We start from the raw sequence: 16,718 nt of genomic DNA, 5'->3' as shown, positions 1-16,718 counted from the left end.
AGAGGATTTCTATATAAAAATTACGAATTATTTACAGCCCTTGCATTTAAAGCAAGGGCTGCTGCATCTTACTGGATTAACTTTTCTTAAAGGTGGTACTTTCTAATTAAATAAGTTGGTGTACAGCTCCATGCATGGCAATAGCTATTTATTAAATGGCTGCCATATGGTGAAAATTCTTTATTTTGTGGATTATATAGTTCCCAGAACGTATCCGCACCATCCTGGATCATCCCACCCCAGTAGGCTTTCATTTCTGAAATCGCAAGCTCTTTTTCTCCTGAAACGATAAGTGCTTCTACTAGATGATGGTACATATAAGGAGTAGCAATTCCAACCTCTGGATTTTCTTTAATCAGCCGGGTTATCAGATTTTGATTTTCTTCCTTAGTTAAAATACCTGCAAGTACCATCCAAATCTGGCTTGCCCAAGACACTTGGCAATCACCGCCGCTAATAAAAAATTGCAAGGTTTCATCCCATAAATACTTTTTTGTGGCTTCTATTATTTCTGGTAAACATTCTTCCAACCTATCTGTTTCAGGTGCATTTAATTCTTTACCAAGTCGAATTGCCTGTTTCAATGAATAAATTAACACAGCTTGTGAAGGTGTTTGTTTGTTTAACCCTTCCTGCCAATCGATAAATGACCACCAATCGGTAGAATCTTTTACTATATGATGATCATCTAAACGTTCCAGCGCAAGTTCAATCTGGCGATAGGCTGTTGGCCATAAGTCCTTTAAAGCCTCTAAATCGCTTGTTGAATAATAGTAATCATGTAATGTTGAAACAAAGAACAAGGAATAGTCGAATAGATAGGTATCATCTGCCATCAATGTTGGTGCAACAAAGATATTTGCCGCAACCCTTCCTTTTACATCCGGAACACCTGCAAATAAGTAAAGACACCGTTTGACTAAATCATAATTTTTGAATGTTTCATAGTTTGCTAATGCTTGCAGCCGTAAATCGCCTAGCCAGAGTCTGCGATCTCGTTTCGGTCCGTCTTCAAATACGTCCTGCATGCAATCTGCAAGTGTTTTAATGCTAATCTCGTCCATTTTTTGAAGGAGATCATCTTTGTGGGCACGGGTCTGTACATTTTTATTATTTGCGGAGGTCACTGCTCTGCATTCTATATTTTCAAAGACAACACGATATTTTGGCGAAGTATCTATTACCTCAAATTTCACGTACCTAAAGCTGTACCTGCGGGGTAATTTAATCACAGCTGGCAATACATCCACAAAAATTGTTTCTTCCTGAAGCCATGAGCTGCTGAGCCAACCATCGTAGTTTTCAAAGGGTTCAGCCATTTCAACTGGCATTTCACCAATTGTCAGCTTCAATTTTAGCGGTGCATCTGGCGGACTTCCCGCTGGCCTAATAGTAACAGAGAGATAACCTACCTGGTGATCTCCAAAATCAAGGATAAATGAATCCTCTTTGCTATATTCATATTCTGATAGAATAGATGCAGGTGCCGCATACTCTGCCCTCCAGCCATGAATCACTTCTTTATCACTTTTTATTTCTACAATAGCAGTTGGCTTCACAATCGTTTCGTGAAGTTCCGTTTTTAACTTTTCAGCTAGTTCGATAAGTGGTTCATTTCTTACAATCACATGATTTTCCAATTTTTGAATGCTCATATCATTAACCCCAACTTTTTAGTTTAGCCATAGTTTACGTTAATTAAATGTAGAATGAAAGCGCTATTTTTTTGGATTATGTCTCTTTTTTTTAGGTAGGTGCAATAAAAAAAGCCGTACGAGTTAAAGATCACTGTACGGCTTTTGTTGTGAAAGTTTTTGTACTTCCCTTGCGGTTTCTTCTATTATGAAAACCACTGGTATTTGTGTAGTAATATTCGACTTCTTATACCATTCTTCTGTCACGTAATAGGAAATATTAATATCGGCCATTCTTGCAATGGTGCAATGTTTATTATTGGTGATAGAGATAATGTTACTGCCTTTTTGTTTTAGCTGATTTAAATGCGAAATTGTAAAGCTATTTTCCCCAGAGACAGATAAGGCAATCGTTGTACTATTATGGAGATAATTTGCATGGATTGGGATATAAGGATCCTTTACATACATCGAGAACTTTCCAAGGCTAGAAAAATATCTTGCGCCATACTCTGCCAATATCCCAGAACTGCCTGTCCCGATAAAAATAAGATTATCGGATTTCACAATAAGTGAAGCAGCCTCCTTGATAGTAGAATCAAGATTCCCCTTTAAGGTTCGCTCCATAAAATCAGAGAGTGCATATTGACTGCTTTTTATCGTTGTTTCTTCATTGTTATCTAAAAATAGCTTTAATCTTACCTTGAACTCCGAAAATCCTTCGCAATTTATTTTTCTGCAAAAACGAAGGATGGTAGAAGTTGAAACATGTGTTTCGTCTGCTAAATCGCGAATGCGCATGTAGATAACTTTCTCACTGTTTTTACAAATATAGTCATATAAGTTCGTTTCTAACTCATTGAAGGTTGCAATAACATCACCTGAAAACATTGGGAACCCTCCTATAATTCAATGCTACTATCATATCATATATCAAGAAACAGGGTGTTACTCATATGCAACAAATTCCTTTCCATGTGATATAAACCTAAATGCTGGAAAGTTATTTACGGTTTACATCTAAGCCCCTACTATTTACTTAGGAATTGAAAAAATATATTTCTGGAGGTTTTTGAGATGTCTAAAGGGATTAAGATTGTTACAATTGGCGGCGGATCAAGTTACACACCTGAGTTGATCGAAGGGTTTATTAAGCGTTATGATGAACTTCCAATCAGAGAACTATGGTTAGTCGATATTGAAGCAGGAAAAGATAAGTTAGAAATCGTTGGAAATCTCGCAAAACGAATGGTTGCAAAGGCAGGACTTCCCATTGAGGTTCATTTAACATTAGATCGAAGAGAAGCCTTAAAGGATGCTGACTTTGTTACCACTCAATTCCGTGTTGGCCTTTTGCAAGCACGAGCGAAGGATGAAAGAATTCCATTAAAATACAATGTAATTGGTCAAGAAACGAATGGTCCAGGTGGTTTATTTAAGGGTCTGCGCACCATTCCTGTTATTCTTGAAATCTGTAAAGATATTGAAGAGCTTTGCCCAGAGGCATGGCTTGTAAACTTTACAAATCCTGCCGGTATGGTAACCGAAGCAATCTTACGCTACAGCAATATAAAGAAAGTTGTCGGCTTATGCAACGTTCCAATTGGGATGAAGATGGGAATTGCGAAATCATTAAATGTAGAACCTGAAAGAGTACAAGTCAACTTTGCCGGCCTTAATCACATGGTTTTTGGACTGGATACGTTCTTAGATGGAGTAAGTGTGCAAAATCAAGTCATTGAAGCCATGGCGAATCCAGAAAATGCACTAACCATGAAAAATATTTCTGGTCTTTCCTGGGAGCCTGACTTCATTCGCAGTTTAGGGGTTATCCCATGTGGTTATCACCGTTATTACTATAAAAGTGATGAAATGTTACAAGAAGAAGTAGAAAAAGCAGCAACCGAAGGTACTCGTGCGGAAGTAGTTCAAAAATTAGAAACTGAATTGTTTGAGCTATATAAGGATCCCACCCTTGATATTAAGCCGCCTCAACTAGAAAAACGCGGTGGAGCTTATTATAGTGATGCTGCCTGCAGTCTCATTAACTCTATTTACAATGATAAGCGAGATATTCAACCAGTAAATACTCGTAACAATGGTGCGATTGCCAGCATTCCAGATGATTCTGCGGTGGAAGTAAACAGTGTGATTACAAAAGATGGTCCTAAACCTATTTCTGTAGGAGATCTTCCAGTTGCCGTTAGAGGTTTGGTACAGCAAATTAAATCCTTTGAACGTGTTGCTGCAGAAGCTGCCGTAACGGGTGACTATAACACCGCATTACTTGCCATGACGATCAACCCGCTTGTTCCATCTGACACTGTGGCAAAGCAGATTTTAGATGAAATGTTAGAAGCTCACAAAGAACATTTACCTCAGTTTTTCACAAAAGTAGAGGCGTAAAAAAAAAGGGTGTGATTCCATATGAGGAAGCACACCCTATTTTTTACTTCGCAATTCTTACTCCTTGATCTTCAATGACGACTTTTTCGTTTTCAGCCAAGTTGGTGAAAATCACAGGCGTAATAATCGAAGGTACTTTGTCTTTAATGGTTTGAAAGTCAGCTTCAAGCAGCTTTTGACCCTTTTGGACACGTTGACCATCGCTGACAAACGCTGTAAATCCTTCACCATTTAGAGTAACTGTTTCAAGACCCACATGTATCAAAATTTCCCTACCATCCGTAGACTTTACACTAACTGCATGTTTTGTTGGAAAAACACTAATGACTTCTCCATCCACAGGAGAAACAACTGTACCATTTGTTGGATTTACCGCAAACCCATCACCAATCATCTTTTGAGAAAATACTGGATCTGGAACAACATCTAGAGGTACGATTTCCCCTTCTAATGGCTGCAAAATGGAATTGTCACTTTCAACCTTTTTACTTTTGAATAAATTTTTAAACATATATAAGACCGCCTTTTTTGAATTGAATGGATAACCTATTGGTAATGAAACCATTTTATCACTATATTATTTTCTCCTATTATTCAAACTTTATCAAAACATAAGCACTTTTCTACCTTTTATAACAAAATGTAAAAATTCCGCACAGTGTGCGGAATTAAGATGAGATTATGCCATTTTACTAAATGCCGTACTAAGGTTTTTTAATGTATATAATCTAGCAGTTAGAATAAACAATTCATGGTAGTTATTTTTCACATATTCATCAATAATAGTAATTCCTTGTTGAAATCTATCAACTAGATAAAACGTGTACTTTCCATCCCAGTCAAACTGGTTTATTCTAATTAGTTCATCTGCTAATATTTGAAACTTAAACTCCTCAATCCAAAGTTTAACCTGAAACAATTTATCTGTATCGATTCGGAAGTTGTTTTGATTTTTTTGTCGATGGATAAATTCGATAAATTCTTTTATATTTTTCGCCAAAGCCATTGCTTTTTGCCTTTCGAAGTTCATAACCCCATCTCCTTCATGTCTAACATCTTTAAGAAAAGTTTATGTTATAGGCGGGCGTTATGATACAAAGTGAAATTAATCCTGTGCCCGTTTGTAAAAGTTCTTCACCATTTCATCCATGAGCCAGCTAGTTCTTGCACCTGTCAATCCTGTACTTGGACACAGTCCTCCCTCTCCTGTTAATTCTTTCACAATAGTTTCCACAAGGGGTTGATGGACATGCTGCGGCGGTTCGAAGGTAAACTCCTCTGTTCCTTGTGCAGTTGTGATAGCGAGGATATGGCCAAAAGTTGAAAAGGTTATTTTCCCTTTGCTGCCGATGAGTACATTTTCATCAACATACTCAAAAGCAGTAAAGCACCAGTTACCAACACCATGGACTCCGGACTCAAATTGATATGTACCTGTTACGATATCCTCAGCCTTATAATAACCTGCTTGGTTAGAGGCAAACCCTTGAACACTTGTAATCGGACCCAATAAAAAGTCTAAGATATCCAGCGTATGGCTTGCTAAATCAAAAAATAACCCGCCTCCTGATAATTCAGGCTGGACTCTCCAGGGAAGTGTTTCTACATCCATCATATCCTTACTTACCGGTTGATATTGTGTGGATGACACCATTCGAACTTGACCAATTACTCCGCTATCTAACAGCTCTTTTATTTTTAAGAACCGTTCATGTCCCCTGCGGTAATAAGCCACAAATAAAGGGACTCCTGCATTCTTACACGCAGTAATCATTTCTTGGCATTCTCTATAATTTCGCGCCATTGGCTTTTCTACATAGACTGGTTTCCCTGCCTTCGCTGCCATAATTGTATATTCAAGATGTGCTCCAGGTGGTGTTGCAATATAGATAATATCAACATCGGGATCATTGATGAGTGATTGAGCATCATCATACCATTTAGAAACATGGTGACGTTTTGCATAATCCTCAGCCAATTCTCCCGTTCTTCGCATTACAGCAGCCAACTCTGAGTTTTTTACCTTTTGGAATGCAGGTCCACTCTTCACTTCTGTCACATTACCGCAGCCAATGATTCCCCATCGAACCTTATTAAAATTCATTTTGCTCCTCCTCATTTTTTCAGGTAAAAATACACTTATTTGCTATATTATACCTCCTCCCAATTAAAGAAAATAGCATCAAAGTAATTAAAATTACGAGGCATGTCCTTAAATTCTCACCTAATTTCTACTGTCAACATTCTCGAAAATCCCCATAAAAAACGAACACTAAAAACCCCAAATTTCCTCTTGAGAGACGATTTTCGGGCGTGAGAGCCCATTTTGAATAAAGAATATGCTGTATTTTTCCACATGCTCACTAATTAGGTCATATACACATTATTTCCCTTTTTTCCCTTGAAATCGATTTCTCACATGTTAGTATAAGGTCATTGAAAAAAATAAGAACACCAAAACGAACAAATGGGAGAGATTGCATGTTAGGAAAAAAGACAATTGCATTTATAGGAGCTGGGTCGATGGCGGAAGCTATGATCTCAGGTATCGTCCATTCTAAGAAAATGTCACCAAAAAATATTATGGTAACCAACCGAAGCAACAAACACCGATTAAAAGAATTACAAAAGAAATACGGAATCACTGGGGTAAGTCGAGATAACCTAGATTTAACGAATGTTGATATCCTCGTCCTCGCAATGAAACCAAAAGATGCAGAAACCACTTTACAATCACTTTCTGATTTTCTAAAACCAAATCATTTAATCCTGTCAGTCTTAGCTGGAATTTCCACATCTTTCATCGAAAAAAATGTACCATTTGGTCAACAAGTGATTCGAGTCATGCCCAATACTTCAAGTATGATTGGGGAGTCTGCTACAGCCATTTCGCCTGGAACTCACACCTCTGTACAAAACATCTCACTAGCTGAAGAGCTGCTCCAATGTATTGGTGAAGTCTACGAAATACCAGAGGAACAGATGGATCTCTTTACAGGGATTGCTGGCAGCGGACCTGCTTATTTCTATTACTTAATGGAGCACATGGAGAATGAAGCCCAGAGAGGCGGCTTGAATTCACAGATTATTCGGAAAATCATTGCCCAGACAGTTGTTGGAGCAGCAAAAATGATCCAACAACATGGTACATCACCAGAGGTTCTTAGAGAGAACGTGACTTCTCCAAATGGAACAACGGCTGCAGGCTTAGAGGCTTTAAAAGGGAATGGCGGCGGTATCGCAATCACTGAAGCGGTTAAACGCGCAGCAAAACGCTCGAAAGAAATCAGCTTACAGCTAGAAAAAACCGAGTTAGGTACGGGAGTGATAGGATGATTTTGGCACAAAAACCGCTTAGGGTCGTAATTAAAATTGGGAGCAGCTCTTTAACCAGCCGGCATGGTGAAATTAGCCGCAGAAAAATTGAAAAACTTGCAAATGAAATTGTCTATCTAAAGGACCTCGGACATGAAGTCGTATTGGTTTCATCAGGTGCTGTTGCTGCTGGGTACCGAAGACTAGGTTGTCTTGAGCGCCCAAGCACACTGCCTGAAAAACAAGCTGCCGCCTCCATTGGTCAAGGATTGTTGATGGAATCCTACTCTGAGCTATTTTTATCCCACGGTTATGTTGCCGCCCAAATATTAATTACCAAAAGTGATTTTTTAGACGAAGACCGCTATAAAAATGTCAGAAACACTTTAAACGTATTATTGGAAAGAGGCATGGTTCCTATCGTTAACGAGAATGACACCGTGACAAACGATGTGTTAAATTTCGGTGACAATGATACCCTCTCTGCAAAGGTTGCTGGACTATTAGACGCCGATCATTTAGTGATTTTGTCCGATATAGACGGCTTATATAATGAAGATCCGACAAGAAGTACCAATGCCAGAATGCTAGAACATGTAACTGAAATTACACCTGAAATCGAAGCTGCTGCTGTTGGCTCTAGTACTAAGATTGGAACCGGCGGGATGAAATCCAAAATCGAGGCTGTTAAGATTGCCATGGCCTCAGGAATTACTACTTTTCTTGGCAATGCTGCCCGCAAAAATATCATAATAGACGGTGTAGTCGGCAAAGCCAAAGGAACTTATTTTAAAAGTAAAAAGTCTTCAACCTATTTAAATCATAAGGAAAGATGGATCGCCTTTAACTCCGTACCTTAGGGGAAATTAGTCCGATAACCAGAAAAAGTAATTGGAATATCTTTAAGAAAACAATAAATAAACGAGGAGGATTTGATGCATTTATTAAATGAACAATCCACGGTAGAAGCACAAGCAATGCAAGCAAAAAAGGCAGGAAAACGATTAAGTCTATTAACAACAGAAGATAAGAATCATGCCCTTATCTCATTAGCTGAACATTTGGAAACTGAGTTTGATTTCATTTTAAAGGCAAACGAAAAAGACCTAGAGGCAGGTCGCAGTAAAGGGTTTACTGAAGCTTTTATGGATCGTTTAGCATTATCAAAAACAAGGATCTTTGAGTTTGCAGATGGTCTTCGTCAAGTTGCAGCATTAGAAGATCCAGTTGGAAAAATCCTTTTGAAGAAAAGCTTGGATAATGGACTAAGTGTTTCAAAGATATCTGTCCCATTAGGTGTAATTGGAATGATTTATGAAGCAAGACCAAATGTAACCGTGGATGCCACAGGGCTGGCATTAAAATCTGGTAACGCGATTATTCTCAAAGGCGGTTCATCCGCGATTCATTCGAACAAAGCCATAGTTGATGTCATCCACCGCGCTCTTATCCATACAAAAATCCCCAAAGAAGCTGTTCAATTTATTAATAGTACAAACCGTGAAGACTCACAGCAGCTGTTTACAATGAGGGAACATATTGATGTCTTAATCCCCCGCGGCGGCGGCTCTTTAATAAATGAAGTTGTTTCGAATGCAAGTGTCCCAGTCCTTGAAACTGGTGTTGGTAATTGTCACCTTTATATTGACCAAGAGGCAAATCCTGAAATAGCTTTACGTATTCTTGTGAATGCCAAAACGGATCGTCCTGCGGTTTGTAATGCTATTGAGACGGTAATTGTACATCAAGATTGGCTCAACAAACATAAAATTGACCTTATCCAAACATTCTCTGCCCACTCCATTAGTGTGCATGGCGACAAAAAGGTGGTAAGTGAGATTCCAAATGCATCCCTTGCAACTGAAGAGGATTGGGCAGATGAATACTTAAGTTTACACATTGCAATGAAGGTTGTTCAAGACATTGACGAAGCCATTGAACATATTGAAAGCTATGGAACAAGGCATTCTGAAGCCATTATCACGGAGAACAATGATAGTGCTGAGTATTTTATGCAGCGGGTTGACGCAGCAGCCCTCTACCATAATGCATCCACTCGATTTACGGACGGCGGTGCTTTAGGATTTGGTGCAGAGATTGGAATCTCTACACAAAAACTGCATGCCCGCGGTCCTATGGGGTTAGAAGCATTAACAACCGTAAAATATGTGATGAGCGGTAATGGGCAAATACGATAACGATATATTAGTAGTTCAATAGAAACAATCTGAAAGGTGGTGATATTACATGGAATACGTTCTTACAGATGCAACTTGGGCATGGCTTATGGTCCCAATGCTATCACTAATTGTACTATCCGTTGTAACCTATTTTACTGAAAAAGGAGAGGCTTAAATGACTATTAACGTACCTACGTTAATTTCCATTATTATTTATTTAGCAGCGATGTTGGTGATTGGAATCGTTGCAGCAAGAATGACGAAGGATTTAAACGATTATGTACTAGGCGGAAGGCGTCTCGGTGCAGGAGTTGCTGCATTAAGTGCAGGGGCCTCAGATATGAGCGGCTGGTTAATGCTTGGGCTCCCCGGAGCCATGTATGTCGGAGGAATGAGTGAGATATGGCTGCCTATCGGATTATCACTTGGTGCTTATCTCAATTGGCAATTTGTCGCAAAACCATTACGTGTTTACACAGAAGTATCAAAAGATTCGATAACGGTTCCTGACTTTTTTGAAAATCGTTTTCGCGACCAATCAAAAATTCTTCGAGTGGTTTCTGCCATTGTTATTCTTGTATTTTTTACCTTCTATACTTCTTCTAGTCTTGTAGGCGGAGCCATTTTACTAGAAAATTCTTTTGGAATGGATTATAAATTAGCCTTGTGGGTCGGAGCAGCAGTTATTCTCTCCTATACACTATTCGGAGGATTTTTAGCAGCAAGCTGGACAGATTTTATTCAGGGTATATTAATGTTTTTGGCATTAATTATTGTACCTATTGTTGCAATCTTTGAACTGGGAGGATGGAATGAAACCGTTCAGAAAATTGGAGCAATCGATCCATCACACCTTAATGTATATTCAGGAGCAACCACGATTGGAGTTATATCTTTATTAGCTTGGGGACTTGGCTATTTTGGTCAACCACATATTCTAGTTCGATTTATGGGCTTACAATCAACAAAAGACGTTCCGAAAGCACGTTTAATTGGAATGGTTTGGATGATCCTATCCCTATTCGGAGCTGTATTTGTTGGCTTTGCAGGTATCGCCTACTTTGCTGATTCACCTCTTCAAAACGCAGAAACAGTTTTTATCATGTTTTCACAGGTTTTATTTAATCCATGGGTAGCCGGATTTTTACTCGCAGCCATTCTCTCAGCAATCATGAGTACTGTGGACTCACAATTACTCGTTTCTTCAAGCGCACTTGCGAATGATTTTTACAAATCACTTTTCAGAAGAAATGCTTCTAAAAAAGAAGAAATGATTGTTGGCAGAATTGCTGTTTTAGGAATTGCAATTATTGCGATTCTTTTAGGATATGATCCTGATAGTAAGGTTCTGGAACTTGTCAGTTATGCCTGGGCAGGATTTGGAGCAGCCTTTGGACCTGTAATCATTCTTAGTCTATTCTGGAAACGAATGACAAGAAATGGCGCCCTCGCCGGGATTATCGTCGGTGCTGTTACCGTCATTGTCTGGTCATCCCTTAAAGGTGGATTATTCGATTTATATGAATTAGCACCTGGGTTTTTATTTAGCAGTCTCGCGATCATTATTATCAGCCTGATCGGTAAAGCTCCTTCCAAGGAAGTCCAGGAAGAATTTTCTAAATATCGCTCCGATCTTGAGCAGGCATAATCTTTAAAGTACCCCTTGAATACTACATTCAGGGGGTTTTTATGTTAATTAAATTTCTTTGTAATTTTATTATGAGTCACTTCAATCTTCCCTGGCAGCACAAAAAGATATTCAATGATATTTTCTAGCAGGTCAACTAGTAAGGAAGTGGTCTCATAGTCCATTTCACTTTCTAATTCAAGCATCTTATTTAAGGAACTCTCCGCTTGCAGCAGCTGGCTAAGGGATTGAATTGGTTTTGCTAGATCCACGTGATTTGGGAGAATTTCAAGCTGCTGTGATAATGGCTGACCTTTACTTTTTTCTTTGAGAAAATGTTTCAGGATACTCTCAATCACACGTTTAGACATAACCGCAGTGGCTGAATTCTCTCTTGTTTGATGGACATTAATGGCTGAGCGATATGCCCTAATAAGATCCTTTGGAATATTTGGCAGACTTTCGATATGATTTATAAGATGTTTTGACGCTTGAACATCATAAATATAGGTGTCAGCGTGTTCACCTTGCTCTTCATGACCATCCTTTGTCATAATAATAAACACTGTTGACTTTTTACACGTTGGACAACTGGATTCCGTTACGATTCCATTCTTACTGCTCTGAAAGTTAGCATTAATCATAAATTCAGTGGTGATTCGACATTGCGGGCACTCGCTTTGGATACTCTTTGGTATTTTTACATTCCCATATCTAATATAAGAATTGACGGAGCCAGGATTGATTCTTCTCATACGCTATCCTCCCGATTATTCCACTCTTTGTATAATACAATCTCCTGATTCAAGTAATTTATTACATCTCTCACCGTTAGTTTTCCCCTAAAAAGAAAAATATCATATGTACACTGGTATTTTTATTCGATTTAAAAAAAGATTACAATGTTTGTCCTAGGACAAGCATAAGATAAGTATCTATCTATTTTTGCTGAAGGGACGGTTCAGCTCGTGACTAATAGCAGATCGAAGTTAACTGCTTCGCTATTTGCCTTGATGTCGATCAGTTTTTGGGGTGTTTCATTTGTATCGACTAAGGCTGTACTTGGAAAGTTAGACCCGTATTCGCTTCTTGTCATCCGATTCGGTATTGGAGCATTATTTCTATTTTTACTATTACTATTGCATCGTCATCGGCTGCATATCTCCATTAGATATGTTCCGCATTTAATGGTTTTAGGAATTCTTGGAGTATTTGTACATCAGGTTCTACAGGCAACAGCATTGTTAACGATCAACGCTTCTTCTGCCGGATGGCTAATTTCCTTCTCCCCCATCTTTACAGTGATCCTATCGCTGTTGTTTTTGCATGAAAAGATGAACTTCACAAAGGCTGTTGGAATGGTGCTTGCGGTAACTGGTGTCCTTATCGTTTCTTCGACGCGAAGTGGACAATCCATTCAATTTGCCATGAATATCGGCTTTCTCCTAATGATTCTTAGTACGTTGAATTGGGCTATTTATTCGGTGTTATTAAAAAGTTTAAAAATTCCTTATCCACCTCTTGTTGTAACGTTTTATATGTGTTTAGTTGGGTTGATTATAACTACACCTTTTATCATCCGGAACAGAGGATGGGAAAACCTTACATTGCTTGACCATTCGGAGTGGGCTCATTTGTTGTTCCTTGGTATCTTTGTGTCGGGAATTGCTTATTGGTATTGGGGAAAAGCTCTTGAGGTTTTAGAGGCTTCAAAGGTTTCCATGTTTTTATATTTGGAGCCTATCGCGACTTTAGTTGCTGCTGTTTTACTATTACATGAAAAGGTTTTACTCATAAGTGTTATAGGAGGAATCATAATTATAATTGGAGTGGTTATTGTTAACGGTCAGCTTGTCCCTATGTTGCTGCGCTTCTTGAAGAATAAACGGCTATAGGAGGAGAAGATATATGACTTTGACAGAGAGGATTAAGAATGTTTTAGATTCCTTAAAAAGTCCATCTAAAGCCGAACTGAAGGATGCATTGTTACAAATAGATATGAAACTTGAAGATCTTGTACAATTGCCAGAACCATCTGAAGGAAAGCCTTATAATCGAAAGCTACTATATAAAAATGATGAAGTCGAGCTCCTTGTGATGAATTGGTCTCAGTTGGAGTGTGCCCCTCATGATCATGGCAATTCCCACGGCTGGATACAAGTAATCTCAGGTACTTCCCTTAATTCTGTTTATGAAGTGAAAGGTAATAGCTTACCAAAAGAATTGTTTTATCAGTACCATCATAAAGGTCAATATTTTTATGCACCTAAAAAGGCTGTCCATAAGATGAAAGCTTCTAACCATTCAGATATGGTTACCCTCCACCTTTATTCCCCGCCCATTACCGGAATGATTGTCTATGACTTACAAAAATGTGCGGCATGTGTTGTATCAGATGATTGTGGTGCATGGTGGCCAGATGAACAACGTCAGAGGTTAAAGGAAATAAAATTAAGTAAGAAGTAAAAACAAGAGACCTGCGGCCCCAGGTCTCTTGTTTGTTAGAATAGTTTTTCCATTATTATTTATCTAATAGATCTAGAACCACCGTAACTTTAAATAAATCTCCATCTACATCAATATCTAATGTACCCTCATGTAAATCAATGATTGACTTAGCGATAGCAAGACCTAGACCAGATCCATCTGTATGACGTGATTCATCACCGCGTTTAAACCTCTCAAATAATTCATCGATGTTCTCACTTAACTCATATTTAGAGATATTCTTAAAGGTAATATTGACTTGATGATTTTCCTCTTTCACATCAATAAAAGCTCTTGTGTGCTCCAAAGAATATTTGACGATGTTTCCAATGATATTATCAAATACTCTCCAAAGCTTTTGCCCATCAACAAAGGCATAAACAGGGTTATCTGGATTTGACACTCGGAATTGAATTTGAGAATCCTCGATCGTTTCATTGTACTCTGCTAGAGATTGCTGCAGTAATTGAACAAGGTCGACCTGTGCTTTGTTTAGCTCAATAGCCCCGCTGGCCATCTTAGAAGCTTCAAAGAGATCATCGATTAACACTTTTAATCGCTTTGACTTGCGATCGATAATTTCAATATACGAATTTCGCTCATCCTCCGATAATGCTTGATTTTTAAGGAGCTGCGAATAGGTAATGATGGAGGTTAACGGTGTTCGTAAATCATGACTGACATTGGTGATCAGCTCTGTTTTTAGCCTTTCGCTTTTTGCCTGGGCATTTTGTGACGTTTTGACACCAAATTTCATTTGATTTAAATCACCTGCAAGCTTCGCAAAAACCGACTTGCCAATGATCGGCAAATCAGATTTAAACTCACCGTTTGCCAATGCATGAGCATTCAAAAGGATTTGATTAAAATAACCTGTTCGTTTGATAATTAGGATAAGAAGAGGTATTCCAATTAATAAAGCTGCTGGAATATATAGGGCTAAGAATAGCTCATCTATAAAAATAAGGGCAGTTAAGATCCCAAATAAAAAGACAACCGTCAGGATTAAAAAGGCCTGAGTTCCGACTCGAAAATTCAAGAATGCATTTCGGAACATATTTGCAATACCTGTAAAGAACTTTTTGATCCTTGTTAATACGCGTCCAATTACTGTCTTTTGCCAGACCCCTTTGTCAGAGCGAATGGTTTTGAATCGATTGTACAGATAAATGGCTTGGACCATTGTTAATCCAATGATTATCGTTAAAGATACAAGCTGGATAATGATATCATCTATATAAATATTCGAGTAAATATACGATGTACTATCAATTAATGCAATCGATGCTATGACAAATATCCCCTGTACGATCAAGGCAATATCAAATGGAATATGGTTATATTTACTCTGCCATTTACTTGGTGCAATAATCTGGAGAATTGCGATTCTCTTGCCTATCAATCCACTCGCTGCTAAGGCGAGTATCCCTGCTATTGTATAAATCCAATAGAAAATTCTTTGGTTATCATAATTATCATAATTCTGCATGATGATATTTGTGAAGGGTGCATTCTTTGAAACTCCTATTTTCCCTTCATATCGATCATTCCCGTTGGTCCGTGGAAGGTCAATTAATCCCTCATCTTCACGGAGAAATGGTTCATCATTAAATACAAGATACCCATTTTCTTTGGTAGGATAGCTTTCTATATAGTACATATTTTCTTCATTTATAGTTTGGCCTGCTGATTTTCCATCCTTTGATAAAAGATTGGTGTGTATCTGACCTGTTTTTGTATTTTTTAAATAATAAACAAATACTTCTTGGTACATTTCATAATCCTGACGGTAACTTTCAAGTAACTTGAAATACTCGTCAATATTCTCTTCTTTCTCTTGAAGGATACTATTCTTGATACTTTCGTCACTTTCAAAATTCTTTGTGATTTCATCTATTTTTTGATCTCGCTCCGTGATATAGATATCCGCAATCTTTTCATTTTTATTTGCCTTCGCATCATCTATTCTAGGTTGGTACTGCATTTCTATATCCCTGATTTGTTCGGTTAAATTACCAGCATGGTACCTTTGCTGCTCTATTTCGTCCTTTGATACGGTAATTGCCTTTTTCATTTCTTCCTTTGAAGGATACTCTATCTCAAAAGCCTTGATATATTCGGTTAAACTTTCTAATTCACTTTGGAATTGCTCTGTTTTAAAATAATCCCGCTGATAATAATCATTATCATTCAATAATGCCGATGTAACACCGCTGACCCCAAACGCAAATAATACGAACCACACAATAATGATGAATTTATTTTTCCATTTTGTATCCAATTCCCCACACCACCTTTAAATACCTCGGATTTTTTGGGTCGATCTCTATTTTTTCTCGAATTTTCCGTATATGGACTGCAACCGTGTTTTCAGCATTGTAACAAGGTTCTTTCCAGACCCTTTCATATATATCAGAGATTGAGAACACACGACCGGCATTGACCATTAGTAATTCTACAATTTTATATTCGATCGGAGTTAATTTCACCCGCTCCCCGTTAACAGCAACTTCCTTTGCTTCCTGATCAATCATCAGACCATTCAAATCAATGGTCTTGTTTTTATGTTCAAATTGCCCTAATGTTACATATCTTCTAAGCTGAGATTTTACCCTTGCAATCAGTTCTAATGGATTAAAAGGTTTTGTCACATAGTCATCGGCACCGATTTGCAAGCCTAAAATTTTATCTGTATCTTCACTTTTAGCACTCAACATAATAATGGGAATATTTCTTTGTTCACGTATTTTAAAGGTTGCCGAAATCCCATCCATTCTCGGCATCATAATATCAAGCAGAATCAAATGAACCTCTCGCTCATTTAATATATCTAGTGCTTCAATGCCATCCTGTGCCTTAAATACGGTAAGACCTTCATTTCTTAAGTAAATTTCAATCCCATCGCGAATTTCTTTATCATCATCTACCACCAGCACCGTATATTGATTCATAAAGAACATACCCCCTTCCATATATTTGGCGTCCATTTATTAGGAATGAATCTAGTATAAGCAATATTTCTTAAGTTAAAAGTAGGAGAAAAATGAAGAATTTCTTAAGATTTTTAGA

14 protein-coding genes and 1 pseudogene are annotated in these 16,718 nt (G+C 38.1%); 7 read left to right on the top strand and 8 right to left on the bottom strand.

The window, feature by feature from the left end:
* Positions 1 to 86: 86 nt before the first annotated feature.
* The gene (locus tag H0184_RS14725; protein WP_260631588.1) at positions 87 to 1,655 is read right to left on the bottom strand and encodes an alpha-L-rhamnosidase-related protein; all 1,569 of its coding nucleotides are present in this window, start codon (positions 1,653 to 1,655) and stop codon (positions 87 to 89) included.
* Positions 1,656 to 1,778: 123 nt separating this feature from the next.
* Entirely contained in the window at positions 1,779 to 2,525 is a 747-nt protein-coding gene (locus tag H0184_RS14720) for a MurR/RpiR family transcriptional regulator (protein WP_221826625.1), read from the bottom strand.
* Positions 2,526 to 2,711: 186 nt separating this feature from the next.
* Here H0184_RS14720 and H0184_RS14715 point away from each other — a divergent pair, with 186 nt between their 5' ends.
* On the top strand, positions 2,712 to 4,040 hold the full coding sequence (locus H0184_RS14715; protein WP_221826624.1) for a 6-phospho-beta-glucosidase: 1,329 nt from the start codon (positions 2,712 to 2,714) through the stop codon (positions 4,038 to 4,040).
* Between the two features lie 43 nt (positions 4,041 to 4,083).
* Here H0184_RS14715 and H0184_RS14710 read toward each other — a convergent pair whose 3' ends face one another.
* From H0184_RS14710 to H0184_RS14700, 3 genes are all read right to left on the bottom strand, one after another.
* Positions 4,084 to 4,551, bottom strand: coding sequence for a PTS sugar transporter subunit IIA (locus H0184_RS14710; RefSeq protein WP_221826616.1), 468 nt, complete (start codon positions 4,549 to 4,551; stop codon positions 4,084 to 4,086).
* Between the two features lie 168 nt (positions 4,552 to 4,719).
* Entirely contained in the window at positions 4,720 to 5,070 is a 351-nt protein-coding gene (locus H0184_RS14705; protein ID WP_221826614.1) for a hypothetical protein, read from the bottom strand.
* Between the two features lie 75 nt (positions 5,071 to 5,145).
* Positions 5,146 to 6,144 (bottom strand): Gfo/Idh/MocA family protein, encoded by a 999-nt coding sequence (locus H0184_RS14700; RefSeq protein WP_221826612.1) that lies wholly within the window; start codon positions 6,142 to 6,144, stop codon positions 5,146 to 5,148.
* A gap of 377 nt (positions 6,145 to 6,521) precedes the next feature.
* Here H0184_RS14700 and proC point away from each other — a divergent pair, with 377 nt between their 5' ends.
* From proC to putP, 4 genes and pseudogenes are all read left to right on the top strand, one after another.
* The gene (gene proC / locus H0184_RS14695; protein ID WP_221826610.1) at positions 6,522 to 7,376 is read left to right on the top strand and encodes a pyrroline-5-carboxylate reductase; all 855 of its coding nucleotides are present in this window, start codon (positions 6,522 to 6,524) and stop codon (positions 7,374 to 7,376) included.
* Positions 7,373 to 8,212 (top strand): annotated as a pseudogene (proB, locus tag H0184_RS14690) (glutamate 5-kinase); the annotation flags it as partial. The gene proC and the pseudogene proB, both read left to right, overlap by 4 nt.
* A gap of 78 nt (positions 8,213 to 8,290) precedes the next feature.
* The gene (locus tag H0184_RS14685; RefSeq protein ID WP_221826599.1) at positions 8,291 to 9,553 is read left to right on the top strand and encodes a glutamate-5-semialdehyde dehydrogenase; all 1,263 of its coding nucleotides are present in this window, start codon (positions 8,291 to 8,293) and stop codon (positions 9,551 to 9,553) included.
* A 157-nt stretch (positions 9,554 to 9,710) separates the two neighbouring features.
* Positions 9,711 to 11,183 (top strand): sodium/proline symporter PutP, encoded by a 1,473-nt coding sequence (gene putP, locus H0184_RS14680; RefSeq protein ID WP_260631587.1) that lies wholly within the window; start codon positions 9,711 to 9,713, stop codon positions 11,181 to 11,183.
* A gap of 44 nt (positions 11,184 to 11,227) precedes the next feature.
* Here putP and H0184_RS14675 read toward each other — a convergent pair whose 3' ends face one another.
* Complete coding sequence (locus tag H0184_RS14675) at positions 11,228 to 11,917, bottom strand: hypothetical protein (RefSeq protein ID WP_221826592.1); 690 nt, start codon at positions 11,915 to 11,917, stop codon at positions 11,228 to 11,230.
* A gap of 213 nt (positions 11,918 to 12,130) precedes the next feature.
* Here H0184_RS14675 and H0184_RS14670 point away from each other — a divergent pair, with 213 nt between their 5' ends.
* Positions 12,131 to 13,057, top strand: coding sequence for a DMT family transporter (locus H0184_RS14670; RefSeq protein ID WP_221826590.1), 927 nt, complete (start codon positions 12,131 to 12,133; stop codon positions 13,055 to 13,057).
* Between the two features lie 13 nt (positions 13,058 to 13,070).
* Complete coding sequence (locus H0184_RS14665) at positions 13,071 to 13,628, top strand: cysteine dioxygenase (protein ID WP_221826589.1); 558 nt, start codon at positions 13,071 to 13,073, stop codon at positions 13,626 to 13,628.
* Between the two features lie 55 nt (positions 13,629 to 13,683).
* Here H0184_RS14665 and H0184_RS14660 read toward each other — a convergent pair whose 3' ends face one another.
* Together H0184_RS14660 and H0184_RS14655 are read right to left on the bottom strand one after the other, a co-directional pair.
* Complete coding sequence (locus tag H0184_RS14660; protein WP_221826587.1) at positions 13,684 to 15,930, bottom strand: sensor histidine kinase; 2,247 nt, start codon at positions 15,928 to 15,930, stop codon at positions 13,684 to 13,686.
* Positions 15,908 to 16,600 carry a response regulator transcription factor gene (locus tag H0184_RS14655; RefSeq protein WP_221826585.1) on the bottom strand — a complete coding sequence of 231 codons (693 nt, stop codon included), beginning with the start codon at positions 16,598 to 16,600 and terminating at the stop codon, positions 15,908 to 15,910. Before H0184_RS14655 ends, H0184_RS14660 begins: the two co-directional genes overlap by 23 nt.
* Positions 16,601 to 16,718 lie beyond the last annotated feature (118 nt).

The sequence above is a fragment of the Neobacillus niacini genome (assembly GCF_019749295.1).
GTDB classification, from domain to species: Bacteria; Bacillota; Bacilli; order Bacillales; family Cytobacillaceae; genus Neobacillus; species Neobacillus niacini_D.
This window is presented reverse-complemented; position numbering and strand designations above follow the sequence as displayed.